Origin of the sequence: Bdellovibrio sp. HCB274 (genome assembly GCF_047306075.1) — a bacterium.
Classification (GTDB): Bacteria; Bdellovibrionota; Bdellovibrionia; order Bdellovibrionales; family Bdellovibrionaceae; genus Bdellovibrio.
In genome coordinates this window covers 2,876,429-2,901,393 of record NZ_CP178623.1, presented here as the reverse complement: position 1 = coordinate 2,901,393, position 24,965 = coordinate 2,876,429, and the positions used below count along the sequence as shown (strand labels likewise).

Below are 24,965 nucleotides of genomic sequence, written 5' to 3'. Positions count from 1 at the left end.
CGCACTGCGGTTGAGTCATGACTCCCGCAATAGAGGTAATAAAATAGAAGGCGGAGAGGTATAGATGACTTCTGAATCTAACCCGCAGTTTGACCTGCAAAAACGATATCAGACGTTGTTCAATTCGCGGATTATGGGGATCATCATCAGCCGGCTTGATGGTGAAATCCTTGAGGCCAACGATTGTTTTTTAGAGATGCTGGGATACACCCGCGCAGATTTCGAAAACAAAAAGCTGAACTGGCACCGTATTACTCCTCCCGAGTACATGGATGCCAGCGTGCAAGCCCGGCAACGTCTGGTTAAGACCGGGGACCATGTCACTTTCGAAAAAGCCTATTATCATCGCGAAGGACATCTGGTTCACGTGCGCATAGGCTCGGCCTTTTTGCACGGCGAGACCGTCATCACACTGGTTCAGGACATCTCTATACGCAAGGGAGTTGAAAAAAAGCTGGAAGAAATTTTAGCTACGCTGGAAGAACGGGTGGAAGCCCGCACTCATCAGCTGGCCGAATCCGAATCCTTTCTGCTGACAATTATCGAGAACATGCCATCCATGGTTTTTGTGAAAGACGCAGAGGATCTGCGCTTTGTGCGGTTGAATCGTGCCGGGGAAAAGTTGCTGGGAATTTCCCGGGATGAATTTGTGGGGCGAACCGACTTTGATTTTTTCAGTAAAGAAGTCGCGGAAGGATTTCGGGCGGTGGATCGAAAAGTTTTAAGTGGGGAGGTTCCTTTTGTCATCACCGAGGACGCTTTGCCGACCAGAAACGGCATACGTTTTATCAGCACGATAAAATTAGCCATCATGGATAATCACGGTCGTGCGCAATATTTGTTAGGCGTAACCGATGATATAACTGAACGCCGTGAACTGGAAAAGCAGCGCGAGGAACTGGTGCGTGCCCAGTCGGCTAAAGAACTTGCCGAAATGCGGGCTCGCCAAGCCCAGTTTATTTCCGATCTGACTTTTTCAATTTCGCACACGTTTGATTTAGACGAAATGCTTAAGGCCTTCACCGAGAAAATGGTTCCGCTATTTTGTGATATGTGTACCGTGGAGCTGATAGATGAAGAAGGGATGGATTTTGGAACGACTGTGGTGCGCGGTTTAAATCGCGCCGAAGAGGACTTTATCCGCGAGTGGAGGATTAGAAATCCGCCGAAGTGGGATCCTGAATCCGGTGGTCCTTTAATGATTAAGGATCGTAAGACCATCGTTATTAACGACGCCAAGCACATGGGACGGCATGTGGACGACAACTTCAGTTCCGAGTCGACGGAGTTTAACAACGAAGGCGTCGAACTTTTTTCGGAAGCGTTCATGGTAGTTCCGCTGTTAGCCAGAGATCAAAAACCTTTGGGATTTGTGACTTTTATTTCCACCCGGTCCAGACGTACCTTTAGTCCATCAGATCAAGCCCTGGCTGAAGAGATATCGCAACGACTGGGTGTGCTGATTGAAAACTCGCGTCTATATTTTCGCTCCCAGGATGCGAGCCGGGCCAAGTCTGACTTTCTGGCAAATGTCAGCCACGAGATTCGCACACCGTTGGGGGCGATGCTGGGCTTTACAGAGATTCTAAAAGATGATGCAAATCTTTCTTCGGAGCAAAAGCAGACGGTGGAGACAATTCTGCGCAATGGGCAGCAGCTATTAAAGATCGTAAATGAAATCCTGGATATCTCGAAGGTGGAGTCAGAGAAAATTCAAATTGAACAGCTGCGTTTCCATCTGCCTGATCTGGTAAGTGATGTAGTTCATCTGATGCGGGTGCAAGCCGAAGAAAAAAAGATCGAACTGCAGCTGGTGATGAGCAATGTTCCCGAATATGTGGTGTCTGATCCCGGCCGTCTTAGACAGATCCTTATCAACATGGTGGGTAATGCCATTAAATTCACAGAAGAGGGATCGGTTGAAATATCTGTTTCGGGAACTTTGTTGGGATCTAAGACCCTATTGCAGTTTGTGATCAAAGACACCGGCATAGGGATCAGCAAGGAAAACCGGGGAAATCTGTTCCAGGCATTTTCCCAGGCGGACTCCTCTACCACCCGCCGCTATGGGGGAACGGGGCTGGGGCTGTTTTTATCCAGAAAGCTTGCAAGATTATTGGGGGGGGATATTTATTTCACCAGCACAGAGGGAAAGGGGAGTGAGTTCACCGTCACGGTGATGGCATTGCAGCCGGTTTACAACCATGCGACTGAAAGTATATCCGAAGCGGGGGATTCGTCTCAGGCTCGCACGCAGGATAATTTAAATGAGCGGGTGCTGATCGTTGATGATGCCTCTGACAATCGCGAACTGTTTAAGCGCTACCTGATAAAAGCGGGCTTGAGTGCAGAGCAGGTAGACATGGCGGAAAATGGGGAAGAGGCGTTGGCCAAAGCCTGTGATGGATGTTTTCGGCTTATCCTGATGGATATCCAAATGCCCAAGATGGATGGATTGCAGGCGATTCGGATTATGCGTGAGCGTGGTTACAAAGGCAGGGTCGTGGCATTAACAGCTCATGCGATGAAAGGCGACCGGGAAAAATGTCTGGAGGCGGGGTTTGATGGCTATTTGCAAAAACCTTTAAAGCGCGAAGAACTGCGGGAGATTTTAGAACAACAGTTTTTTTAAATAAAAAAAGGGAGACTGAGTCTCCCTTTTTATTTTCAATTTTAATTTTCCGATTAGAACGGTTTTGTGATTGCCAGCATTGCGGCTGTAGTTCCAAAGCCGAAAAGCAAAATCGCTATAGGCCAGCCGATTTTTCCTTTACGTTTTACCACAGAAATCGCGGCACCCATCAAAACCCAGATTCCCAGTTTGGCCAAAGCCCAACCTGGAAGCTCTTTCATGATTCCCAGTTTTGCCAGCATACCGAAGCCACCGAAAAGCAAAAGCAAAAGACCCAAGCCATGAGTCGCATAGGACATCATGCGGGCCTTGGCATTTAATGTGATGCCTGCATACGTGGAAACCAAAAGGCCCCCGAAACCAAAGAACAAGGTGATCAAACCTAGCATGTGGGTGATTTTATAAAATTCATAGCTCATCTTGGCCTCTGCTTTCTGTTTCTTACTCTTCTTTTAGACCCAGGTGTTTCACCACGCGAGCCACTTCTTTTCTGATTCGGGTTAGTTGTGACAGATTTGCCAGAGTTTTCAATGAATCACGCAGGGGTTCAAGCGGATATCCACCATAAGCACCCGGTTGCAGAACGTCATTGGTCACTCCCGAGCGTCCCGCGATGATAACTTTATCACAGATGTTAACGTGATCGGAGACTGCAGCGTCGCCGCCGATCATACAGTTGCTGCCAATCGTGCTGGAGCCTGCGATTTTGAACCCAGCCGCCATCACGTTGTTTTCACCGATAATCACGTTGTGGGCCACGTGGCAGAAGTTATCCATTTTGGTGCCGCTGCCGATGCGTGTTTCTGTCAGGGCCGCGCGGTCGACCGCACAGTTTGCTCCCAACTCGACATGATCACCCAGGATGACTTTACCGATTTGCGGGATTTTTTTGTGAGTTCCGTCTTTGGCCATGGCGAAAGAAAAACCATCAGCACCAATCGTGGTATGCGGATGTATTTCGCAACTTGCGCCCAATTCACAGTAAGCCCCGATGAAAACCTGTGGATGCAGGATCGTGTGGGCTCCGACGTGGGCGTAACATTCGATCACGACATGGGCCCCGATCGTAGCGCCATCACCGATGCGAACTTGTTCGCCAACCACGGCAAAGGGACCTACGGAAACATTTTGTCCCAGGTGAGCTGTTGGATGAATGCACGCTGTCGGGTGGATTTTGGTTTCCTGGTTGAAGCGATTCATCTTTCCGTCAAACAGCGGAAGAATGGCCGACATTGCCAGTTGAACATTCGGAGTCGTAAAGAATGTTGTCTTGGTGTCCGTGGGAACACTGAGCGACTTGTGGGCGACGATAATGGTCGCTTGAGCTTTCAGTGCTTTCTCCAGCTGATCGGCCTTTGATACGAACACCAGGCTTTCGGAATCAGCTTGTTCTGGGGGTAGGACTTTGTGTGCGATTGCTTCAGTGGAGCCGGATACGAAGACTGCATCCGAAGACTGAAGAGATTTAATAACGTCTGCTGTAATCATAGTGATGCCTCGCGCTAACATTTTCCCAATATTTTTTTGATGTCAAGACACTGGGTGATAGTATAAGTCTCGTATACATAAACACGTTTCGATCATTTCTCACCTTTACATATTAGAGAGGAATTGAGATGGCTAAAAAGGCAGCAAAAAAGGAAGCACCTGCGGCAAAAGCAAAGAAAACTGCTAAGCCGGCAGCGAAGCCTGCCACTAAAGCAGCTAAGCCTGCTCCGAAGGCCGCAAAACCTGCGGTAAAACCCGCTGCGAAGGCTGCAAAGCCCGCGGCAAAACCAGCTCCAGCAAAAGCAGCCAAGCCTGCGGCCAAAGTAGCCGCTCCCGCTAAGCCAGCTAAAGCTGCACCTGCACCAGCTCCTGTCGCAGCGAAACCTGCCAAGGCGGCAAAAGCTCCGGCTGAAAAGCCAGAGAAAAAGGCTGCAAAGGTAGAGGCGCCGGTTGAAGAGGTGGTGGAAACCCCTAAAAAAGAAAAGAAAGTTAAAATCGATAAGACCGGTTTGTCTGAAGATCAGATCAAATGGCACGAGCTTCATGAGAAGTATAAAGCGATGAAAGCTCAGTCTTACAACATCGGTTCTCAGTACGAAGCTAAAACTCCGATTCAGCATAAGATCTTTGGCTGGGGATTCATTGTCAGCAATGAATACGACCGCCTGGAGGTTTTATTTGAAGATGGCAAACGTATGCTGATCAGCAACCGCAAGCTTTCTTAATTGAATTCGACCAAGAGCCCCGGAAACGGGGCTTTTTTCTTGCAACGCCTCTCAATCTGACCTAGAAATTTACCTACATGGCAAAAGACGATTTAGTACAAATTGACGGAAAAGTGATCGACGCCCTTGCGGGTGGTCTATACAAGGTCGAACTTGAAAACAAAGTTATCATCAACGCAAAACTTTGCGGCAAGATGAGACGCTTTAATATTCGTGTGGTTGTTGGTGACCGCGTGAGCGTGGGCGTATCTCCATACGATCCTAGCCACGGTTTGATCCAATTCCGTCATAAATAGTTAGATTTAGTTTAAACTCATTCCAATAAATCTAGAGGTTCTATGGATCAGGCTCTTCAGAGTTATTTGGCTCGTATTGTCCCAACTGTCCCAGCAAAATCAGCACAAGCTGTGATCGAACTTGCTGCGGAAGGGGCTACAGTCCCGTTTATCGCACGTTACCGTAAAGAGAAAACCGGCAATTTGGACGAAGTTCAAATTCGCGGTGTTATCGAAGGTCACGAAACTTACAACGAAATCGTGAAGCGTAAAGCATTCCTGATCAAAGAGATCGGGGAGCAGAACAATCTCACGGCAGAAGTCCAAAAGCGTATCGAGCTTTCCTGGGACTTGGGCGAGTTGGAAGAAATCTACAAACCATTCAAAAAGAAAAAGAAAACCAAAGCGACGATTGCACGCGAAGCGGGCTTGGAACCTTTGGCAAACTGGATCTGGGACATGGGTCACGGGAAGTTGAAAGACTCCGAGACTATGGAAATGAAAGCGAAAGCTTTCTTAAACCCAACTGCCAAAATCGTGACATACGAAGAAGCGCTTAAAGGTGCTCAAGACATCATCGTGGATAAAATCGCCAATGATGCTGAACTTCGTGCGATGGTTGCAAAAAACTACAACGAAAATGGTCGCATTATCTCTAAAGCGGCTAAGGGCTACAAACCAAACTCCAAGTACGAAATGTACAAAGAGTTTGAAGAGCCAGTTAAACCTTTGATGGATGCCAAGAACAATCACCGCTATCTGGCGATGAGACGTGGCTGGCAGGAAGAAGAGCTTACTCTTGACGTAAAAGGTGATGACGAAGCGATCCTGAAGTCATACGAAAACTTCGCGACTTCAACTCCTGACAACGCGATCGGTGAGTACTTGAAGCAGTCTGCTCGTTTGGCATTGAACGTTTACGTTCTTCCATCCGTTGTGAACGAAGTTCACCGTTTGCTTAAAGAAAAAGCGGATCAGGACGCAATCACAGTATTTGCGGAAAACGTTCGTAAACTGTTGCTCGCTTCTCCATACGGTTCAAAATGCGTATTGGGTGTCGACCCTGGTTTGCGTACAGGTTGTAAGGTTGCTTTGATTGATAAATCAGGCGCTTTCATCTCTCACACTGTTCTTTATACTTTGGGCGACGATGCTGAACGCAAAGCTAAAACTTTGTTCGGCGAAGTGATGAAACAGGTTCAAATCGAAGCGATCGCTGTCGGTAACGGTACCGCAGGTCGTGAGACTGAATCTTTCTTGCGCAAAGTTTTGAAAGATCTTGGTAAAAACATTCCGGTTGTGATGGTTTCTGAATCCGGTGCCTCTGTGTACTCGGCTTCCGACATCGCTCGTGAAGAGTTCCCGGATCTAGATTTGACTGTAAAAGGTGCGATCTCTATCGCGCGTCGTTTGCAGGATCCGTTGGCGGAGCTTGTGAAGGTGGATCCTAAGTCTATCGGTGTTGGTCAGTACCAGCATGACGTGAATCAATCTCAATTGAAAAAATCATTGGAAGCCGTGGTTGAGTCTTGCGTGAATAACGTGGGTGTCGACGTTAATACTGCTTCTGCAGCGTTACTTTCTCACGTGGCGGGCATTGGTCCGGCATTGGCGAAAGGTATCGTTGAAGCTCGTAAGAAAACATTGTTTTCGGACCGTAGTGAGCTTTTGAAAGTTCCTAAGTTCTCGGCAAAAGTTTACGAGCAAGCCGCTGGTTTCTTGCGTATTCCAGGTGGTAAGCAGGTTTTGGATTCCACAGGAATCCATCCAGAGCGCTACCAAGCGGTGACGGACATGGCTAAGGACATGGGCGTTTCCTTGACTGAAGTTATCGGTGAAGGTGCTAAGAAACTTCTCGCACAAAGAACTAAATGGGCTCAGCTTGTTGGTGAGTTCACTTTCGACGACATCGTAAAAGAGTTGGAAAAACCAGGACGTGACCCTCGTGATCCGTTCAAAGTATTCCAATACCGCGATGACATCATGGAAGTGAAAGACCTTAAAGAAGGTATGATCTGTCCAGGTATCGTGACTAACGTGACAAACTTTGGTGCGTTCGTGGATATCGGTGTTCATCAGGACGGCTTGGTTCACATTTCCGCACTTTCTCACAAGTTCGTGGATGACCCTCGTAAAGTGGTAAATCCAGGTGATCATGTGTCTGTGAAAGTTTTGAAAGTCGATACTGTGAAAAACCAGATCTCTTTGACGATGAAAATGGATGATGCCGTTGAAGCTTCTTCCGCTCCTCGTGGTGAAAGAGCTCCACAACAACGTGGTGCCTCTGCAACTAAAGGTTCTGGTCAGTCTAAAGTTGGTCAAGGTGGAGGCATGCGCCCAATGGGTGGTGGTGCTCCAGCGAAACCGGCAAATCCGTTCAACAATCCGTTCGCGGCTTTGATGAACACTCCGACAAATAAGAAATAACCGGCTTGACCGGGCAGTGCTGTAGCGCCGGAAGGCGCGCAAGCTGAAGCAGTATTAAAACAAAAAGGGGAATTACAATGGCAGCTAAAGGCAAATCCAGAAAAGGTATCCGTCACAGAAAAAAACGCATTTTGACAAAAAAGCGTATGTACAAAGCTAAAATCCGCAAGTAATCGGATTTACGAAAAAGCCGGGCCAGTTCCCGGCTTTTTTTTTTTGACTTAAAGCTGTCAAAGATCAAAGCCTCCCTCCGCGTCCTTCACGTTGATTCATGTTACCGTTTTCGTATGAAGTTATTGAATTCATTGAAACGGGTGACCAATAAAAATTTTTTTAGCAAGTTAGGTACTGACGATATTTTCGAGATGTCGGCGTCGTTATCCTTTTATACGGCGCTGTCGCTGGCACCTTTGCTGGTCCTGCTTCTAACTTTTGTAGCATTGATAAATGACAGTTTTCGCGAAGAAATCCTGAAGCAGGTGCAAATGCTATTCGGAGGCGAGTCGTCAAACATCTTGCGCGACATCGCCAAGAACGTCGATAAAAAGCCCGAGATCCGGGATATTGCGGGGATTGTCGGTCTGGTTACATTGATATTTTCTGCGGGAGCCATCTTCGGCGAACTGCGCATGTCGTTGAATAAAATTTTTGAAGTGAAGTTTGATCCGGAAAAGGCAAAAGAAGAAACATTTATACAATCAGTCTGGTCCTTTATGAAAACCAAACTCTTTAATATGGGTATGGTTTTAACCTTTGTTTTTATTTCAATTATTTCGCTGTTAGTTTCCTCCGTGCTTTCGATGTTTTTAAAGGGCAACGATGCAATCTGGGGACAGCTATTGAATTTTGTGATCTCGCTGGGGATCTTTGGAATTCTGTTCAGTGCTATTTATTACTTTTTACCGCAAAGAGATGTTCGTCTCAAGGTGGCGGTGACTTCGGGGTTTATCACGGCCTTTATGTTTTCAATTGGCAAAGGTCTGATTGGTTTATACATGGGACAAAGTGCGGTGGCGTCCTTATATGGCGCTGCGGGCTCTTTCATCGTGTTGTTGTTATGGGTTTATTACTCCTCGGCCGTGATTTTTTTAAGCGCGGAAGTGGCAAACGAGATCAATAAGGTGGAGCAACATGCAGAAAATCGTAAAAGCCCTGGGACGGGTACATAAAGCTATTTGGATAATCCTGATTTTACTGATTGTCGTGCGGGTATTTATGCCTGTGGGAATCAAGTACGGTATCAACTGGTACATGGGCAATAAAATGGAAAGCTATAAGGGAAAGATCGAGGATTTCGATTTGGCTTTGTGGCGCGGGGCCTATGAAATCGAAGGTTTGAAAATCTGGGAGAAAGTAAAAAGCGAAAAGGCTCCGTTGATTTCGATTAAAGAGATGGATATTTCCCTGGCTTGGCGTGGGATCTTTAAAGGCAAGCTTTTGGGAGATCTTAAAGTCGACGGAATGAAGCTGGATTTTGTCGACAGTAAAGATAAAAAGAAAAAGCAATTGGGTACCGGTCAGGACTGGAAAACAGTCGTGGGAAAACTGGTGCCCATCGAGCTTGAATCATTTCGCATGGTGAATAGCGAAGTTCATCTGTTGAACAATGACTTCAAAGCTCCGGTGGATGTGGTGATCGATCGAATTATGGCCTCGGCCACGAATATCAAAAATACAGATAATTCCAAAGAGCTTTTGCCAAGCAAGGTTGAGGTCACAGCCCGTCTGCAAAAGGATGCTAATATCACTGCGGGTGCCAAGATGAATATTCTGGCAAAAACGCCGACGTTTGAGTCTAAAATCACTTTGGATCGTCTTAATATAACCAAGCTGAATGACTTTTTTATGGCGTACGGGCCCGTTTCATTTACCTCTGGCCACGTGAGTGTCTTGGCTGAGGTCAGTGCGACAAATGATCGTGTAGCAGGCTATGTGAAACCGTTTATCGAAAAGTTGGATGTGATGAGTTCAGAGGAGAAATTTGATTCTCCGAAAAGATTTTTTAATGAGTTCTCTTTGGCGACAGTCAATTTGATCCTAAGAAATCCTAATAACAAAACCATGGCAACCAAACTGGAATTCGAGGGCGCGATCAAAGGTCCCGATTTTGATACATGGGGAGCGGTGTGGACTTCACTAAGAAACGGCTTCATCGAAGCGATGAAAAAGAAACTTGATAACGACGTCTCAATCAAAGATGTACCTAAGAAAAATTAGGCGGCAGAGCTAAAGACACACTTTTGGCAGTGCATAAGCGAAAGTACGGACTTACTTTATAGGTAAGTCCGTACTTTTTTCCGAAGAAATTATGCAAAAAAAAAAGGACTTACTTTACAGGTAAGTCCTTTTTTTGTTTTGGTAGCGCGAGCGCCGCATGATGATGCGCGCTTGCTATCAAAAGTGTGTCTTTAGCTCTGCCGCGACCTTTTAGTGGGCGTGTTTTGGGTGTTCACGGCGTTGCTCGCCAAGTCCCAGCACAGATGTGTCTTGCGGGCCTTTTGCGAATTCTTCGATCATTTTGCGGCAGAAAGCGGGAATGTCGGCGGGTTTGCGGCTGGTTACCAGTCCGTTGTCGACAACGACTTCGTTGTCTTCCCATTCGCCACCGGCATTGATGATATCGGTGCGAACTGAAGGGTAACTGGTCACGCGTTTGCCACGCAGTACACCGGTTTCGATAAGAGTTTGAGGGCCGTGGCAGATAGCTGCAATGGGTTTACCAGTGTCGACGAATTCCTGAACGAATTGAACGGCACCTTCTTCTCCGCGAAGTTTATCTGGATTGATCACTCCGCCCGGAAGCATAAGAGCATCATAATCATCGGCGCTCGCAACCTGAATGGCTACGTCGACTTTTAGAGGTTTGGCCCAGTTGTCTTTTTCCCAGCCCTTGATTTCACCGGAATTCAAAGACACCACTTCGACTTTGGCGCCAGCATCTTCCAGCGCTTTTTTTGGTAGTAATAGTTCAGATTGTTCGAAGCCGTCGGCTGCTAGAATCGCAACGTTCTTTCCTTCTAGGGCTTTACTCATGATTCTTCCTCCTTGAATAAGCTTTAATGATAAAGCCGAAGAAGGAGGAAGCAATTTACAGAGGTCAATCGTGTCGAATAACAGCGTTTAAGTTATTTAGACTGGCAGACGACATTGATTGGCGCTGCAGAAGAGCCCACTGCCATAGTGAAAGGCGCGAAGCCAGGTACTAGATTTAGTACTGTGCTTACGAATCCTTCACCAGCGTTTACGATCGTGGCTTTGCCTGCGTTAAGTACGTTTGTTTTCGAGGACATGTAAACCAGCGTGATACCACGTTGTCCCTGCATTTTGCGGATCTTGAATGGTTTTTCGCCAGCCAATTCGAAATCTACTTCAGCCGTCGTCGATTCTTCGTCAGAGCTGCTGATTGTTGCACCGTAAACTTTGTCGCCCACTTGGCAAGTGATGCCGTTGGCTGCAAGTTCACCAGTCAGTGGCATGCCGTTTTTGTATAGCACTTCTGTAGTTTCCGCCAATTTCCAACGATCCATGATTTCCAGAGAAATCGGAGCGAAGTTGTTTGTTGTAGGATCAATGTAAAGCTCAATCAACTGCATGACTTTGTCGACTTCAGCCAAAGTTTTTGGCAGCTCGGAGCCCATGGCTTTGCGTGCGGCTGACACATCAGACTTACAAGTCTCAACGATTTTCGCCAGTTCTGCAGTTACGCTGGCACGCTGGGAAATAATCGAAGGGAATTCAACACGTGACTTAAACGTGACCACGTTGTTAAAGTTATTAACGAAAATAGCCAATGCTCCACACAGCTGCTGGTCATTGCCAGCTTTGTAGTCATTGATCAAAGCGGTTGTTTTCTTTTTGATATTCTCGGACAAATCACGAACAAACTGAATTTGTTCGTCTGTCGGGGAGATCATATTTTCGCGTTTCGCGATCTCGGCCAGAATAGTTTTAGTTTGCTCTTTATCAAAGCCGTAGGCAGCAGCGACTTTTTCAACAGAACGTTGAATAGCGATCTTTTGCATTTCTTTGTCCGTGACTTCACCTTGAAGGTCTTTGATCTCCAAAGCCGCACTTAAAGTTCCAGTTTGAAGGGCATCCACGATGTCCTGCTGCTGGGCGCCTTGTTTACGATTTACGAATTCACTCAACAGATTTGTGACGTCATCAGTTTCAGTTTTGCCCATGGTATCCATTTTCAGGCGAGCCACGAGTTTTAAAACCTTGGATTGAAGATCCTTCATCGCATCCTGACGGGAGACGGAATCATGAATTTCGTCATCCGGAGAAGGCACATTGCCCAGATCCGAAGTTCTGATGCCTGAGTGCAAAATTTCTTTTTGAGGCGCAGCTTGAGAGTCCGAGCCCGGGGACTTACTGCCAGGCTGACAGCCGGCAGTAGCGATCAAAAGTGCACTTGCGATGACGATCTTTTTCATATGAGTCCCTGTCTTTTCAGTTTATCGCTTGTCTTCTGCGCCCGGTAGGATCGTCAGAAGATAGTTCAACTTCTCTTTGGATGGCATCGCACCGGATTTGAACAACTTGATATCGTTTGCAGTGATATCAACGTACTCAGGTGAAGTCTCCAAAGCGGAAGCCGGAGCCTCTGTAGAGCGCGGCATATTGGCCGGTCTGCTGCGAGCGATTAATAGACCTTCCAAGTCTTTTGCTTCAAGTTTTGACAAACGCTCGCTCTTACCCATCGCTACCATCGCGTTTTGCGCGATAGAGTTTTCAGGAAGCGCCAGGGCTTTGAAAGTACCAGCATCAACCGCCATTGTGTTGGCGTCAGTGTTAACCACAGATACTTTAGCGATACGGTTTACACGGAACTGATCAACAAAGGCCTTATCAGCAGCCGAGTGAGACTGGGAAGTGCTCATGCGGCCCTGGATAACCTTAAGCAACTGCTCCTGGAAGCTGACCTTGTGCGCAGGCAAACCCATACGACGAGCGGCTGAATCAAGAAGAGGTACTTCAAACCAGTGAGAGCTTGAACCACGGTTTACGGAGTCTGGAGTTGAGAACATTTCGTAGCTCCACTCGATATCGAAAACCGGCTGATTCATGCCATCGCGGAAAACAAGCTTGCTCATTGTCTGGTCGTACAACAAACCAGTTACAGTCGTTGCGATCTCCGGAGCAAGATCTTTGATATCCAGATAGTTGTCTTCGTTTTGACGAGTGCCTGTGTTTGTTCTTGCAAACAACGCCTGGGCAGCAGCCAATTTATCCGGTCCAATACCACGGATGTCGATTTGGTCCGCGTATTGAGTTTGAGTTTTGCTGTCACGTACGTCGTTAAAGAACTTACCAGTTTGTGCCACCAAAACGAACTCAGACTTAAGCTCGATGTCGGCGCAGCTTGTCGCCTCAGCACTTAGGCTTCTAAGCGGAGAGATGTCGATGATCGTTTGCGGGTTGTCAGACTTCGCAAAGGCACACATTACTTCCGGAGTTTTTAGTACATCCATAAAGAAACGGCCAGAGATCAAAGCAGCTTGTTTCAAATCTTTCACCCATGGGATCTGTTCCATTTCCTGAGAATCGTCAGTCAGACCGAAACGATTCTTAAGATCAGCATAGGACTCCATGAAGTTTCTGATGTACTGGAAGCGTGACAATGTACCGCTGTAGTAACCGCCTTGATTGATCTTTGAGAAGTTCTCGCGGCCGTTACGGAAGTTGCGTGTCATGTAACCATCATTGTAAGCCTTGATCAGGTACTGAACGATTTCAGTGTAGTTCGTACCTTTGTCAAAGCGCTTACAACCTGGGTTCATATCCACAGATTCGTCAGAGCAGTACGTGAAATCACGCAATGTCAGATCGGTTTTTTCTTTTGTCAGTTTTTCCAAAGTTTCTGGAACGGCTACTGTTGCACCTTTATCAGTTTGCACCACACGGTTGTAACCGAAGCGCAAAGCCGCGATATCGTATTTACCCAATGTTGGCAAAAGGTTTAGTTCGCTGTAACCGTAGTCCATCACAGAGCTGTATGGGATTGCGTGTTTAACACCCATTTTTGCAAGCTCGCCCTCAGTGTAGAAGTTCAAGCGGTCTTCAGAGCCACCAAAGTTATGGCGTAGACCCAGATTGTGACCCAATTCATGCACCAATGTTGGAACCCATACTTCCGGCATTACGATCGCGATTACTTGTTCGCGCTCGCTGTCAGACAAGTCATTCCACAACTTCAATTTTTGGCCCAATTTAGCTTGCAACGCGTTCTTGATGTGTTCGCTGAATGGGAACAACTCAGAAGGGTAGTTGCAGTATTTGGACATTACTGACAAAGCATCGATCGCTTTAGCAGAGTCAGATTGAGTCAAGCCTTCGTCAGCATCAGCGATGGCCATCAAAGTTGATTTGCTGTTAAAGCGTGCCTTACCCATCGCCGAGTTAGCGATCGTTTCGCGAACTTGTTTTGGTGTTAGCTTGCTTAAGCTGTTTGCACCTTTGATCGCAGTGCGAAGAACTTCCGGCGCCATTGCTGGAGTGGATTTCGCTTTCGAGCTTACATAAGAGTTAGCAACTTTATAACCTGTTTTTGTGGAAAGCAGGTAAGCCGAGTATTTCGCAGCTTGAATTCTGTTTTTAGTACCTGCATCCGGAGCAGACTGTGGAGCTTGGGAGTTCGCAGCTGACTGGGAGTCAGATTTCTCAGTTTGCGGGGACTTGGAAAGCTCGCGCACAACTTCATCGTAAGTGTAGCGGATACCCTGTACGAAGTTACCGTAGTACATTGCCACGCGACCACTCATGATTTCGCCAGTGCGGGGATTAGCCACTGTTGGGCCGTAACCCAATGGACCGCCCGCGATTGGATCTTCAACCATCACGATCATGCTGTTGCGAGTATCACCAACTTTTTTGCCCGCGGGATCGTTAAGAACCAGGCGAGTTTTCATACCAGCAGCTTTAAGACCTTCGTTGACGCGGTCAAAAGCGATCTGAGTTGCTTTTTTAATGGATGCGTACTCTGGCTTGTTAAAGTTGTCAGAAAGGTAGTAAGTGATTTCTTTTCTTTCTGGATTCCAGCGGTTCATCCACTCTTTTTGGTTTTTAAGAGTACGGGTCATGTCCACATCGTACTTGCGGTTTTCAGAAGTGAAGAAACCGAAAGTGCTTTGATCTTTAAGCGGGTACTCGATGGCTTTGTAACCAGGAGTCGCCATTTTGCTAAGTTTTGTGAATGAGTAGTGATACACGATTTGCGTTTGCAAATCATCAATGCTGTTGATGCTGTACATTGCAGAACCCAGGCAAGCCGCATTGCCGCGGAAACCTTTTTCGATCTGGATGTTCAATGCACCGTCTTTTAGTTCATAGTTCAACAGACGGGATGACGTTTCTGTGTAGCAGGAAGAACCGTAAAGTTGTTCCATTTCCACTGGCAACATGTTGAAGCCTGTAGTTCTCATGCTGTTGAAATCCGGGATGAAGTTACCTTTTTTAGACCAGATTTTCTCGTTATTTTCCTCTTCACGATTCGTACATTTACCGTAGCGGTCTTCCGCACAACGGTATTCGACGTTCTTGATTGGAATTTCCATCAAGATCTTATCGTTCAGTGTGTTGTCTTTTGCCAGGCGGCTTTCTTCGTTCACTTGCAAAACCTGCAAAGTGTTTTCAGTAAAGCGGAATTTTACGATCTTTTCCTGACCCTGCCAGTAAGGAGTCGCAGAAGAGATTCCCGTGTCGTCGTTATTAGACAAGTCAGAGGAGGCAACGAAAAGGTATTCGTCTTCCGGAGCCAGAGTGGCTTTGGTCTCAACATTCTCTTTATAGACTTCCTTGTACGGAACTGCTTTCGTACAGGAAATCATCAACGTTGAAATAGTCAGCAGCAAAGCACCAGTTACTGGAATTTTGCGTTTCATGTTGCTGTTCATACTCTCTCTCCTCTTCAAAACTCTCAAAAAACAAATCTCTTAAAACTTTAAAATCTAATTAAATGCTCAAACTCAAACCGGCTTTAACGATCGAAGTGGTGTCGTTAAAGAACTCGATGTTTGATTCAATTCCGTTTGCCTTCAGGGCATTACCTTCATTGGAAGTGCCGACGTAAGCCGAAAATGCCGGAGTGAACTCCCAAGCCAGATCAGCACCGATGCTGAACTTGTTGCGAGTGTCGTCCTGATAAGTCCAACCCATTGTGTAGACATACGATGTTTGCAAAGTCAGTTTCGCGAACAACGGCAAAGTGTAGTTAAAGATGAACTGAGCGTTGTTGCGCATGTTGTAGTAACCCTCGGCTGCCATTTCATATTCATGGAAGTTGCGGGTCGCCTGCAAACCAGTCACAGCTGTGCTGCCCCAGAATAGGTTGCTGAAAATAGTTCTGGTGCCCAGGCGAACTGCGCCCTGGTAAGACATCTCATCCTGCATTTGGCGGTTGGTTGGAAGTACTCCAGCAACCGTATTCACCCAGGCGATATCCTGTGTAAGCGGAGTTTTAAAGCTGATGGATACCGTTGAGTTATCGAAGTAAGTGTTCTCGGCGCCCACATGTTCTTTCATAATAGCTGTGCCCACGCGCATAGAAGTGATCTTATTAAAACGATAGCCCGCAGAAACATCGAAAGAAGTCCCAGCATCGCGTTCGTAAGAGTCTTCCTTCATCATATTGCTGTAAGTTTCAAGGCCCAGATCAAGAGACCAGGCTTTCGCTTCTGGAGTCGTAGCTGGAGCCGGGCGTTTCGCCTTAGTCGTGGAAGTCGATACATTGGCCGCCATTGCGGGTGTAACAACAGAAAGCGCCGCCAAGATCGTCAGACCCTGGATAATGCTCTTTATATATGTAAGACCCGTAAACTTGTTCACAATAGACTCCACGATGGGTTTTAAACATGAGACCCATCTCTAAGTTCTATATGAGCAAGGGGTAGGCCATATAAAACCGAGCCGGTGACCGTTTTAATTGCAGCTGGGACATTTTCCTAGGTTTCGTGACATTCCACGCAGCGGCCCGATCAAGTTTTGGTCAGCCAACATGCAGTGTCTCAAAATGAGGCGAGTCGTGAATGTCAGTACTTTCGGACTTATTCCGAAGTGCTGCAGTGTTTTTAATTGGGCGTGATTTCCCTCTGGGATATGCTTTTGCGAATAGGGGGCAATCATGATCGTTCAACCTCATATTTTAAGCAAAGCACTGGATGCAGCACTTTCAACAGGCGCTGATTTCGCAGATATCTTTGTCGAGGACACGTACTCTTCCAATCTTTCTATCCTAAGTTCCAAGGCCGATCAGGCCATCGTGGGCCAGCTTTACGGTGCAGGCATTCGTCTTTTCTTTGGTCACGAGATTGTCTATGTGACTACAAACGATTTGTCTGAGCAGGGTCTGGTTAAGGCTGCGCTGAATGCAGCGAAAAGCCGCGGTACGGGCGAAGGTAAGAAAGCAATGCCTTTGCTGCAGGTGTCTTTTGATTCCATTCATACCTATGGTGAAAAACCGTGGGAGATGAATCGCGAACGCAAATTCAAATGGATGAACTCTTTGGATCAACATGCCCGTAATCGTAATTCCGCGGTTACTCAGGTTGAGGCCGCTTTGAATGAAAAATTTCAGAAAGTGCAAATCGCAAATTCTCGCGGTTTGATGGCATATGATGAGCGCGCCTACAGCCGCCTGAATATGGAAGTCTTCGTTGAGCACAACGGTGTGAAAGAAAGTTCCAGTGAACGTTATGGTCACATGGGCACTTCTGAACTGTATGATGGTTGGAATCTGCAGAACTTTGCCAACGAAAACGTCGATCGCGCGATGGGCTTGACCACGGCGAAGTTTGCACCTGCCGGCGAAATGCCGGTGGTGATTGATAATTCCTTTGGCGGAGTTCTTTTCCACGAAGCCTGCGGTCATGGTCTTGAGACGACGTCAGTGGCGAAAGACTCTTCCGTGTTCTGCGGAAAGATGGGCCAGAAGATTGCCAATGAATGCGTAACAGCTATCGATGATGGAACGATCAAAAATGGTTGGGGTTCACTAAACATTGATGATGAAGGCAATAAAACAAAACGCACGACTTTGATTGAGAACGGTGTCTTGAAATCTTATATCGTGGACGAAATGGGCTCGCGCCAAACGGGTTATGATGTGACCGGCAGTGGCCGTCGTCAGTCGTACAAATATGCCCCGGCGTCCCGTATGAGAAACACGTTTATTGATGCGGGCAAAGATTCCTTTGAAGAAATGATCCGCGATGTGGATTACGGTCTTTACGCGAAAAACATGGGCGGCGGTTCTGTGAATCCAGGCACTGGCGATTATAACTTCCAGGTGCGCGAAGCCTACATCATCAGAAACGGTCGTATCGAGGAAATGGTGAAAGGTGCCTGCCTGATCGGTCGTGGTATTGATACTCTTGGTAAAATCACCAAAGTTTCCAATGAACTGAAATTGGCAACGGGAATGTGCGGCTCGGTGAGCGGTTCCATTCCTGCAGCCGTGGGACAACCACAAATTCTGGTTTCAAGCCTGATGGTTGGTGGGAGAGCTGGATAATGGATACTATTAAAGAAAACTTCCAAAAGATTGCGGCTCAAGCGAAACAAGATGGCGTGAAAGTGGAAATGCTAATTTCCGGCGGAGAAAGCCTGGAATTGGGATTTCAAAAGAAAGCGCTGAAGGATTTTGAATCCACACAGACTCAAATGGCCGGACTTCGCGTGGTTCAGGGAGCCTCCCAAGGGTATGCCTATACCGAGAATCTTTCGTTAGAAGCGCTACTGCGCACGTACACGGAAGCTTTGAATAATGCCAAGACCGTACAAAGCACAGAGAACTTTCAGATCCCGATGATGAAGCCCCAAGCGTTTAAGGCCATGAACCTTTTTAATCCTGAAGAGATTGAAATGGATAAAAAAATGGAAGTGGCTAAAGCCCTTGAAGAAAAGTGTCTGGGATTGGACGCTCGAGTTCAGTCCGTTCCTTATTCTGGTTTCTCTCAAGGTTCATCGTTTTCAAGAATCTTAAACTCAGAAGGTGTCGATCAGGAATTTAAACAGAATTACTACACGGGCAGTGCGGCCCCTTTGGTTAAAGAGGGTGAGATTTCAAAAATGGGCGGCGAAGGATTTTTCGTGCGCTCCTTTGCTGAGATCAATGTTGATGAAGTCGCGCGTGAAGGCGTGAACAACGCCATCAAATACCTGGGTGCTTCAAAGCTTAAAACTGGAAACTACCCTGTTGTTCTGGATCGCAAGGTATTTCCGACAGTTCTGGCAATGCTGCTTTCGTATCTTTCTGCGAAAGAAGTTCACGAGAACAAGTCCCTGCTAAAAGGAAAAGTGGGCCAAAAGGTGGCAAGCGATAAGTTCACACTTATTGATGACCCGTTCGAGCTTCACGGTTCTGCGGTAAGACCGTTCGATGCTGAAGGTGCGCCCTCGCAAAAAACAGTTCTGTTTGAAAACGGAGTTTTGAAAAACTTCCTGACAAACTTAGAGTACGCACAACGCATGAATTTACCTCACACAGCTCACGCAGCTCGTGGTCCAAGTTCTCCGATGGGAATTGGTCCGACGAATTTGGTGGTGGCTAAGGGTGGTAAAACGCAAGAGCAGCTTTTGAACAACTATCCAGGACAGACTGTGCATATCACAAAATTCACAGGCGGCCTGCATGCGGGTTTCAAAGACTCCACGGGCGATCTTTCGATGCCAGCGGAAGGGTTCTTGTATGAGAACGGTAAGTGCCTGGGACCGGTTGATCAGTTTGTGGTGTCAGGAAATGTGCTCGATGTTCTGTGTGATATCGTGGAGCTAGGGGACACTTACGGTCGACCAGGCCGCAGCCTGATCGCACCTGATGTATTGATTAAATCCATGAGTTTTGCCGGCGGTTGATTTCGCAACCACCGGTTTCTTTAAGATGCAAAGCGCTCCATGATTCGGATCAGAATTCCTTTTTTGGCCCAGAATTCCGGCTCGCTTTGTATTCTTTGATAATTTTGATCTATATAGCGTAACTGATCTCCCAACAAACTTACGCACTCCTGTGCCGTGGTGTAGCTGTCTGCTGAAATGTAGTTTCGGTAATTCGCTCCCTCAATCCAAAGATCCCCATTCGGTTTCAAATTGATCGTTATTTCCCCGAATGAAAAGACGCGCTGAGGTTCCCGTGCGCTGACTTCACCGGAGTAATGAAGGTTGTCGAAGTGCCATACGAGCTTGGCTTGTTCATCCAATCTGTTTGCGATGTATTGACGTGCTTGTGCGCCTACCATTGGAAAGCCCTCCTTGTTGATTTCTTTATCGGTCACAGAAGGGAGTGGCTATAGACCTTGGTCCGGTAACGCGACCCCTTTTCAGAAAAAAGAGGCACTTATTTAGGCAGTGGAACTATTTGTATTTCAGAATGGCACTGGCGATTTCCGTAAATCCGATTCCGCCTCGTTGATTTGCCACATAAGTGGGCTGATGTTTGATTTGATCCACAAAGTTTTGAATATTTGCGACCGCAAAACTGTTCTGAAAATATTGAAACATCGGCTCATCATTCGGGGAGTCGCCGCTAAATGCACAGACTTTCTTGGCTTCGTCAGCACTCACTCCGAACTCATTTGCCAAAAATTTAAGCGACATGGAAAGTTTGTCGTAAGAGCCAAACCAACCATTCACGTGAATCGAGCTGACCTTGGCCTGAGCACCGTGGGATTTAAAAATATCCACGATCTTTTGCACTTCGCTTTTAGGTAATGCGGGGACGTCCTCGCAAAAATCGATTGCTAAGTCCATCAGTCGGCAAAATTGGTCGCTGGCCAAATCACAGCCCGGCACTTTCTGCAGAATTTCTTTTTCCAACTGGTTTAGTTTTTCGCGATTTTGCTTTTGAGTTTGTTCGTCAAAAAAGAAATGACGCTGCATTTTTTTGCCGTGATAGCGGAAATAGAAACCGCCATTTTCACCGATGATCCCACTGACCGGCCACACGCGAGCGATCATTTCGCACCATCCGGCAGGGCGCCCTGTCACGGGGATCACTTTGATGCCGGCATTGTGAAGTGCCCACATGGCCTCATAAGCTTCAGTGCCCAAAAGTCCTTCATCAGTCAGTGTGTCATCGATGTCAGTCAGTAAAAATTGAACGGAATTTGTAAACGCTGAAATTGGTTTCATGCTCACAAGTTATCTGCTTTTGGTACTGGTTGTCAAAATTCAGACTTGCAAAGTGGAGTTTCAGCATTCATGTTTTGTCTATATATTATATCCCGGTTACAGGCCGGATGAAGGGCTGGGTACATGGCCAAGAAAACTGACGCGGTATCTGATGGCATCAAACTCGTCATCGTGGAGTCTCCAACAAAGGCTAAAACCATTCGCAAATTCCTGGGCAGGGATTATGTGGTGGAGTCTTGCATGGGGCATATCCGCGATTTGCCGCAATCCGCAAAAGACATTCCTGAAAAAGTAAAAAAAGAAAAATGGGCGCAGTTGGGTGTAAACGTCGATAAAAACTTCGAGCCTTTGTACTGCATTCCCAAAGACAAAACCAAAGTTGTAAAAAACCTGAAAGATAAACTCGACGAAGCCTCAGAGCTCTACCTCGCGACCGATGAAGACCGCGAAGGGGAGTCTATCAGCTGGCATTTGTTGGAAGTTCTAAAACCTAAAGTTCCGACGAAACGCATGGTGTTCCATGAGATCACTAAAGATGCGATTCAGAAAGCGCTTAAAGACACGCGTGAAATCGATTTCAACCTGGTGCGTGCCCAGGAGGCTCGTCGTGTGTTGGATCGTTTGGTGGGTTACACGATCTCTCCACTTCTTTGGAAGAAAGTGGCCTACGGTTTGTCAGCGGGTCGCGTGCAGTCTGTGGCTGTGCGTTTGATCGTTGAAAGAGAGCTTGAGCGCATTCGCTTTAAAAAGTCAGCTTACTGGGGCGTGTTGGCCGAGCTATCCAAAGATGGCGTCGACTTTGAATCCCGCCTGCAACAATTTAAAAATCAGCGCGTAGCGACTGGTAAGGACTTTGATGGTCTGACGGGTCAGTTGACGGCTGGTAAAGATGTTTTGGTTCTGGGTGAAAAAGACGCTGCTAAATTGTCAGCTGATTTGAAATCAGGTCCATGGACAGTTTCTGATGTTGAGGAAAAACCGACATTCAGAAAACCTGCGGCGCCGTTCATCACTTCAAGCTTGCAACAGGAAGCCAATCGTAAATTGGGTTTGTCTGCGCGTGAAACGATGCAGGTTGCACAAAAACTGTACGAGCAGGGTTTCATCACCTATATGCGTACGGACTCTACGTTCTTGTCTAACGAGGCAATCAATGCCGCTCGTGATTGCATCACTTCCAAATACGGCAAAGAGTACATGACTCCGCAGCCGCGCACGTATGCGGCGAAAAAAGTTAAAGGTGCCCAAGAGGCCCATGAAGCGATTCGTCCAGCGGGCAACCAATTCCAGGATCCAGATGAAACAGGTCTGACTGGTCAGCAGTTCCGTCTTTATGATTTGATCTGGAAACGTACCATTGCATCGCAAATGGTTGATGCCCGTCAAAAGCAAGTCAGCGCAAAAATTTCTGTCGGTGATGCGATCTTTGGTGCCTCTGGTATGACGATCGAGTTCCCGGGTTTCTTGCGTGCTTACGTTGAGGGATCTGATGATCCTGAAGCAGATTTGGCAGAGCGCGAAGTGCGCTTGCCGGCTTTGAAAGCCAAAGACGCTTTGAAATGTATCAAACTTGATCCGACTTCTCATGAAACCAAACCTCCAGCACGTTACACCGAGGCCAGCCTTGTACAAACGATGGAGAAAGAGGGTATCGGTCGTCCATCCACTTACGCATCCGTTATCGGTACTATCATCGATCGCGGCTATGTTCGTAAGGGCGGTACGGCTTTGATTCCGACGTTCACGGCAATGATCGTTTCTAAACTTCTAAGCAGCTATCTGACTCAGTATGTGGACTTGGGCTTTACTTCCGAAATGGAGCAGAGCCTGGATCATATCGCCGACGGCGAGCTTGATTGGGAAAGCTATTTGGCGTCCATCTACAAAGGCCCGAAAGGCTTGCGGGCGATGGTCGACAGTCAGGAAGCAAAGATCAATCCGGATGAAGCACGTACGATGTCTTTGGAAGGCATGGATAAATATAAATTCCACGTCGGCCGCTATGGTGCTTACCTGACAACTCAGCGTGATGGCGAAGATGTCAGCGCGTCTGTTCCTGATAACGAATCCCCGGCGGATATTACTCCCGAGATCGCGGAAAAATTGATTGATCAGAAAATCAACGGTGCCGATGCCCTTGGTAAAGATCCAAAAACGGGTGAACCGATTTATGTGTTGAGTGGCCGATATGGTCCTTACGTTCAGTTGGGTGATGTATCACCTGAAAACGACAAGCCAAAACGTGCATCCCTTCCGCCGAACATGCAGCCCGAGCAAGTGGACTTGCAAACGGCGCTGGATTTGTTGTCGTTACCAAGAAGCTTGGGTGATCATCCGGGCACGGGTAAAGACATCAAGGCTGGATTGGGTCGCTTTGGTCCATTTATCGTGCATGACGGTGACTATCGTTCGATTCCAAAAGGCGAAAGTGTTTTGAACATCACTTTCGAGCGCGCGATGGAGATGTTGTCACAACCTAAGAAAGGCCGCGGTAAAGCCGCTGCTCTTCGAGATTTGGGTGCTCATCCTGAAACGGGCGATGCGATCCAGGTTTTCAACGGCCCTTACGGTCCTTATATCAAGAGTGGCAAGGTCAACGCTTCGTTGCCAGAAGGTACGACTGTTGAGACAGTAACTTTGGAACAAGCCGTGGGTCTGATCAACGAGAAGGGTCCTGCAAAAGGCTCTAAAGGTAAGGGTAAGGCCAAGGCCTCTGCGAAACCAAAAGCTGCCAAAGCAGCCAAAGGCGAAACAAAAGCCGCTCCCAAAAAAGCTTTGAAAGATGCCGAATCTGGTAAAGACAAAGCCGCTGCTCTGGGAGTGAAGAAAGTCGTCACCAGAAAATCGAAAAAGTAGACCTCAATCTTCGTTCGAAAGCTCGAAAGAAGTTCTTAGAAATATAAGTTACCAAAAAGCCGCTGCGACCCAGCGGCTTTTTTTTACCACCTATTGCGCTGGCCCCTCGGAAGGGGGTATCGGTCATATGTATTTAAACCCACAACTCCCGCAACTGTTCCTCCGTCATTCCCCGAAGTCGCGTTTTCGAGTACGGTCTTTTTCCCAACACCTCTAGTTCGTTTAGCTGAATATAATTCCGCATAGTTCGATAAGCCCGATACCCTTTCACCACCCGCGAAAAAGGCCGATACTTCCAAACTCGAGGCCCCTCATGCTTCGTGTGAAGGGTATCGGTCAAGATTTGCGCGAACTGCCCAGCCAACACTCTCATGAAGCTTTGCAAGTTTGACCGTCGACTTCCACGCACTAACAGATGCACGTGATCTCTTTGGATTGAGAACTGCTCGACTTTTACAAAGAATTTGACCGAATACCTTTGCAGCAGGCGAGTCATCAAAATGAAATTTCGCGAACTGCGTAATCCTCCCTTAACGGCTGTTTTGTTAACTTTGAACACCAGATGAAGCGGGTCTTTGTGGGAAAGCGGGCGTGCACCGCGACCCTTCGAGGAATTACGTAAAGTGCCGCCATGGGAGAGGCGGTGATTCACCAGAAATCTTTGTAAGGAAAAAGTGTGTTGCTTCATATTCAATATTAGTCTTTCGGTGGGGTGGTATGACCGATACCCCGGGGTTTTGTTGTGTTTAGGTGCAAAGTGGTGGTGTGGGTGACGGGGCTGCAGGGAGGGATGGGAACCGACGGAAGTGCGAAACCCGGACTCCCGTCGGCGCGCGACCGAGCCGCCTGTTTGGCGCGTAGGGGTACCGGTCAGCGTGCGTTTGTCTGGTTATGAGAAATGGTGGATGTCCGATACCCCCTGGGAGAGGGTTTTGGGTTGGGGTGCTTTACTCTGGGGAGGGGCGTGTTACGATTAGGTTCTGCGAGGGGTCTATGAAGATACTTGGTTTGGTGGTTTCGCTTTTCGTTTCTATGGTTGCCCAGGCACAGATTCAGTCACAGCAGCAGTGTGTGACGACGGTCCGCGCGCGCTCGATGTCGATTTCATCGGCGGATGCAGAAAAGCTTTGTGCTGGGGACTATCAGGAAATAGTGAACTGTGCGGTGACGGCTAAGCAAACTTCGATGGGTTCCATGGACGATGCGCTTAAAAAATGCCGGGGTGAGTGGGGTATGAAACCCAAGGAGCAACCGGAAGCCAAGAAGCCCGTGACCGATACCCCCGTGAAGGTGGGGACGGCGCTTAAGGAGCCGGTGGAAGTGCCGGTGGAGTCGATGGCTCCGGAGGTGGATAATACTCAGGATCCATAAAAGCGACCTTAACCAAATGCTGACTCGACAGGAGGTCTTGCCCTGTCTAACTAGTAGTCAGCAACA

Annotated in this window: 19 protein-coding genes; 10 read left to right on the top strand and 9 right to left on the bottom strand. The window is 47.4% G+C overall.

The annotated features are described in order from the left end of the window. Positions 1-64 precede the first annotated feature (64 nt). Positions 65-2,632 (top strand): PAS domain S-box protein, encoded by a 2,568-nt coding sequence (locus ACLWNV_RS14040; RefSeq protein WP_413585078.1) that lies wholly within the window; start codon positions 65-67, stop codon positions 2,630-2,632. Positions 2,633-2,685: 53 nt separating this feature from the next. Here the strand turns inward: ACLWNV_RS14040 and ACLWNV_RS14035 are convergent, their stop codons facing one another. Further along, a complete protein-coding gene (locus tag ACLWNV_RS14035; RefSeq protein WP_413585077.1) occupies positions 2,686-3,051 on the bottom strand; it encodes a hypothetical protein in 366 nt (121 codons plus the stop codon). Between the two features lie 22 nt (positions 3,052-3,073). Next, the gene (gene lpxD / locus ACLWNV_RS14030; RefSeq protein ID WP_413585076.1) at positions 3,074-4,120 is read right to left on the bottom strand and encodes a UDP-3-O-(3-hydroxymyristoyl)glucosamine N-acyltransferase; all 1,047 of its coding nucleotides are present in this window, start codon (positions 4,118-4,120) and stop codon (positions 3,074-3,076) included. Positions 4,121-4,248: 128 nt separating this feature from the next. Here lpxD and ACLWNV_RS14025 point away from each other — a divergent pair, with 128 nt between their 5' ends. The 5 genes from ACLWNV_RS14025 to ACLWNV_RS14005 all read left to right on the top strand — a co-directional run bounded on the left by ACLWNV_RS14025 (position 4,249) and on the right by ACLWNV_RS14005 (position 9,764). Next, positions 4,249-4,845: a hypothetical protein gene (locus ACLWNV_RS14025; protein WP_413585075.1), complete on the top strand. Its 597-nt coding sequence runs from the start codon at positions 4,249-4,251 to the stop codon at positions 4,843-4,845. A 77-nt stretch (positions 4,846-4,922) separates the two neighbouring features. Beyond that, entirely contained in the window at positions 4,923-5,141 is a 219-nt protein-coding gene (gene infA / locus ACLWNV_RS14020) for a translation initiation factor IF-1 (protein WP_413585074.1), read from the top strand. Positions 5,142-5,183: 42 nt separating this feature from the next. Continuing rightward, the gene (locus tag ACLWNV_RS14015) at positions 5,184-7,547 is read left to right on the top strand and encodes a helix-hairpin-helix domain-containing protein (RefSeq protein WP_413585073.1); all 2,364 of its coding nucleotides are present in this window, start codon (positions 5,184-5,186) and stop codon (positions 7,545-7,547) included. A 287-nt stretch (positions 7,548-7,834) separates the two neighbouring features. Next, complete coding sequence (locus ACLWNV_RS14010) at positions 7,835-8,716, top strand: YihY/virulence factor BrkB family protein (protein WP_413585072.1); 882 nt, start codon at positions 7,835-7,837, stop codon at positions 8,714-8,716. Next, entirely contained in the window at positions 8,679-9,764 is a 1,086-nt protein-coding gene (locus tag ACLWNV_RS14005) for a DUF748 domain-containing protein (RefSeq protein ID WP_413585071.1), read from the top strand. Before ACLWNV_RS14010 ends, ACLWNV_RS14005 begins: the two co-directional genes overlap by 38 nt. A 210-nt stretch (positions 9,765-9,974) precedes the next feature. Here the strand turns inward: ACLWNV_RS14005 and ACLWNV_RS14000 are convergent, their stop codons facing one another. The 4 genes from ACLWNV_RS14000 to ACLWNV_RS13985 all read right to left on the bottom strand — a co-directional run bounded on the left by ACLWNV_RS14000 (position 9,975) and on the right by ACLWNV_RS13985 (position 16,373). Then, the gene (locus ACLWNV_RS14000; RefSeq protein ID WP_413585070.1) at positions 9,975-10,580 is read right to left on the bottom strand and encodes a type 1 glutamine amidotransferase domain-containing protein; all 606 of its coding nucleotides are present in this window, start codon (positions 10,578-10,580) and stop codon (positions 9,975-9,977) included. A 92-nt stretch (positions 10,581-10,672) separates the two neighbouring features. Further along, the gene (locus ACLWNV_RS13995; RefSeq protein ID WP_413585069.1) at positions 10,673-11,983 is read right to left on the bottom strand and encodes a hypothetical protein; all 1,311 of its coding nucleotides are present in this window, start codon (positions 11,981-11,983) and stop codon (positions 10,673-10,675) included. Positions 11,984-12,004: 21 nt separating this feature from the next. Further along, the gene (locus ACLWNV_RS13990) at positions 12,005-15,442 is read right to left on the bottom strand and encodes a zinc-dependent metalloprotease (RefSeq protein ID WP_413585068.1); all 3,438 of its coding nucleotides are present in this window, start codon (positions 15,440-15,442) and stop codon (positions 12,005-12,007) included. 58 nt (positions 15,443-15,500) lie between these two features. Then, entirely contained in the window at positions 15,501-16,373 is an 873-nt protein-coding gene (locus ACLWNV_RS13985; RefSeq protein ID WP_413585067.1) for a hypothetical protein, read from the bottom strand. 295 nt (positions 16,374-16,668) lie between these two features. Here ACLWNV_RS13985 and ACLWNV_RS13980 point away from each other — a divergent pair, with 295 nt between their 5' ends. Both ACLWNV_RS13980 and ACLWNV_RS13975 read left to right on the top strand, forming a co-directional pair. Continuing rightward, positions 16,669-18,057, top strand: coding sequence for a TldD/PmbA family protein (locus ACLWNV_RS13980; protein ID WP_413585066.1), 1,389 nt, complete (start codon positions 16,669-16,671; stop codon positions 18,055-18,057). After that, on the top strand, positions 18,057-19,400 hold the full coding sequence (locus tag ACLWNV_RS13975; protein WP_413585065.1) for a TldD/PmbA family protein: 1,344 nt from the start codon (positions 18,057-18,059) through the stop codon (positions 19,398-19,400). Before ACLWNV_RS13980 ends, ACLWNV_RS13975 begins: the two co-directional genes overlap by 1 nt. Positions 19,401-19,420: 20 nt before the next feature. Here the strand turns inward: ACLWNV_RS13975 and ACLWNV_RS13970 are convergent, their stop codons facing one another. After that, entirely contained in the window at positions 19,421-19,780 is a 360-nt protein-coding gene (locus ACLWNV_RS13970) for a hypothetical protein (protein WP_413585064.1), read from the bottom strand. A 115-nt stretch (positions 19,781-19,895) separates the two neighbouring features. Next, on the bottom strand, positions 19,896-20,672 hold the full coding sequence (locus ACLWNV_RS13965) for an HAD family hydrolase (protein ID WP_413585063.1): 777 nt from the start codon (positions 20,670-20,672) through the stop codon (positions 19,896-19,898). A gap of 123 nt (positions 20,673-20,795) precedes the next feature. Between ACLWNV_RS13965 and topA the strand changes: the two genes are divergently transcribed. Continuing rightward, positions 20,796-23,528, top strand: a complete 2,733-nt coding sequence (gene topA / locus ACLWNV_RS13960; protein ID WP_413585062.1) for a type I DNA topoisomerase — start codon at positions 20,796-20,798, stop codon at positions 23,526-23,528. Positions 23,529-23,661: 133 nt separating this feature from the next. On the opposite strand, the gene ACLWNV_RS13955 is transcribed toward topA, so the two are convergent. Continuing rightward, entirely contained in the window at positions 23,662-24,024 is a 363-nt protein-coding gene (locus ACLWNV_RS13955) for a transposase (RefSeq protein WP_413587637.1), read from the bottom strand. A 497-nt stretch (positions 24,025-24,521) separates the two neighbouring features. Between ACLWNV_RS13955 and ACLWNV_RS13950 the strand changes: the two genes are divergently transcribed. Beyond that, a complete protein-coding gene (locus ACLWNV_RS13950) occupies positions 24,522-24,899 on the top strand; it encodes a hypothetical protein (protein ID WP_413585061.1) in 378 nt (125 codons plus the stop codon). The last annotated feature ends 66 nt before the right edge of the window (positions 24,900-24,965 follow it).

Bases quoted from the DNA above. Each gene is read 5' to 3' on its own strand.
- ACLWNV_RS13950 (WP_413585061.1), top strand. From the start codon at position 24,522: ATGAAGATACTTGGTTTGGTGGTTTCGCTTTTCGTTTCTATGGTTGCC.
- ACLWNV_RS14010 (WP_413585072.1), top strand. From the start codon at position 7,835: ATGAAGTTATTGAATTCATTGAAACGGGTGACCAATAAAAATTTTTTT.
- ACLWNV_RS13995 (WP_413585069.1), bottom strand. From the start codon at position 11,983: ATGAAAAAGATCGTCATCGCAAGTGCACTTTTGATCGCTACTGCCGGC.
- ACLWNV_RS14025 (WP_413585075.1), top strand. From the start codon at position 4,249: ATGGCTAAAAAGGCAGCAAAAAAGGAAGCACCTGCGGCAAAAGCAAAG.
- topA (WP_413585062.1), top strand. From the start codon at position 20,796: ATGGCCAAGAAAACTGACGCGGTATCTGATGGCATCAAACTCGTCATC.
- lpxD (WP_413585076.1), bottom strand. From the start codon at position 4,120: ATGATTACAGCAGACGTTATTAAATCTCTTCAGTCTTCGGATGCAGTC.
- ACLWNV_RS13980 (WP_413585066.1), top strand. From the start codon at position 16,669: ATGATCGTTCAACCTCATATTTTAAGCAAAGCACTGGATGCAGCACTT.
- ACLWNV_RS13975 (WP_413585065.1), top strand. From the start codon at position 18,057: ATGGATACTATTAAAGAAAACTTCCAAAAGATTGCGGCTCAAGCGAAA.
- ACLWNV_RS14015 (WP_413585073.1), top strand. From the start codon at position 5,184: ATGGATCAGGCTCTTCAGAGTTATTTGGCTCGTATTGTCCCAACTGTC.
- ACLWNV_RS14000 (WP_413585070.1), bottom strand. From the start codon at position 10,580: ATGAGTAAAGCCCTAGAAGGAAAGAACGTTGCGATTCTAGCAGCCGAC.
- ACLWNV_RS13965 (WP_413585063.1), bottom strand. From the start codon at position 20,672: ATGAAACCAATTTCAGCGTTTACAAATTCCGTTCAATTTTTACTGACT.
- ACLWNV_RS13990 (WP_413585068.1), bottom strand. From the start codon at position 15,442: ATGAACAGCAACATGAAACGCAAAATTCCAGTAACTGGTGCTTTGCTG.
- ACLWNV_RS13955 (WP_413587637.1), bottom strand. From the start codon at position 24,024: ATGACTCGCCTGCTGCAAAGGTATTCGGTCAAATTCTTTGTAAAAGTC.
- infA (WP_413585074.1), top strand. From the start codon at position 4,923: ATGGCAAAAGACGATTTAGTACAAATTGACGGAAAAGTGATCGACGCC.
- ACLWNV_RS14005 (WP_413585071.1), top strand. From the start codon at position 8,679: ATGCAGAAAATCGTAAAAGCCCTGGGACGGGTACATAAAGCTATTTGG.
- ACLWNV_RS14035 (WP_413585077.1), bottom strand. From the start codon at position 3,051: ATGAGCTATGAATTTTATAAAATCACCCACATGCTAGGTTTGATCACC.
- ACLWNV_RS14040 (WP_413585078.1), top strand. From the start codon at position 65: ATGACTTCTGAATCTAACCCGCAGTTTGACCTGCAAAAACGATATCAG.
- ACLWNV_RS13970 (WP_413585064.1), bottom strand. From the start codon at position 19,780: ATGGTAGGCGCACAAGCACGTCAATACATCGCAAACAGATTGGATGAA.